2 protein-coding genes are annotated in these 618 nt (G+C 53.1%); both read right to left on the reverse strand.

The features are described from left to right. Positions 1 to 96: 96 nt before the first annotated feature. On the reverse strand, positions 97 to 429 hold the full coding sequence (pemK-mt, locus tag E0D98_RS25460; protein WP_021521276.1) for a type II toxin-antitoxin system toxin endoribonuclease PemK-mt: 333 nt from the start codon (positions 427 to 429) through the stop codon (positions 97 to 99). Between the two features lies 1 nt (position 430). Then, the gene (locus E0D98_RS25465) at positions 431 to 616 is read right to left on the reverse strand and encodes an antitoxin (protein WP_223182372.1); all 186 of its coding nucleotides are present in this window, start codon (positions 614 to 616) and stop codon (positions 431 to 433) included. Positions 617 to 618 lie beyond the last annotated feature (2 nt).

Here is a 618-nt window from a genome sequence, read left to right on the forward strand (position 1 = left end):
GTCTATTACCTGCTCTTCTTTTATAATGAGGGACCAGCAGCGGTTTTAGTGCCCTAAATCGAACGTTTTCGTCCGGTTGCCCCTCAAACCCCATGTTCAAGTTAGAATAGTGGACAGACGGCCAAGAACTTCGTTCATGATAGTCTCTGGAACCCGTTCGAGTCGTTTTCCGCCCCGGGCTTTCATATCAATTGTCCGGGGTTGATCGCAACGCACAACACCTGTGGTACGTATGCCAACACAATCCAGCGACACCGCAAAGCCGGCAGTGCGGGCAAAATTGCCTCCGCTGGTTACGGGCACAACAACAGGCAGTCGGGTCACGCGATTAAAGGCCGCCGGTGTGACAATCAGCACCGGCCGCGTTCCCTGCTGCTCATGACCTGCGGTAGGATCAAGCGAGACAAGCCAGATTTCCCCTCTTTCCATGTCAGATTTCCTCCTGACCAGTCGCCGGTGCATCCAGCCATTCTCGTTCTTCAGCTGATATTTCAGCATTCGGATCACACTGTGCCAGTAGCTCAGCCAGTGAATATTGCGGGCGTCTGTACGGCTCAACAATCAGCCGGCCATTATCAATGACCATGCCAACTTCATTATCTGTACCCAGAGACAGCG

It is taken from the genome of Escherichia sp. KCJ4928 (assembly GCF_004352695.1).
GTDB lineage: Bacteria > Pseudomonadota > Gammaproteobacteria > Enterobacterales > Enterobacteriaceae > ECMA0423.

Excerpts from the sequence above, each read along its gene's own strand:
- pemK-mt (WP_021521276.1), bottom strand. The coding sequence starts at position 429 with ATGGAAAGAGGGGAAATCTGGCTTGTCTCGCTTGATCCTACCGCAGGT.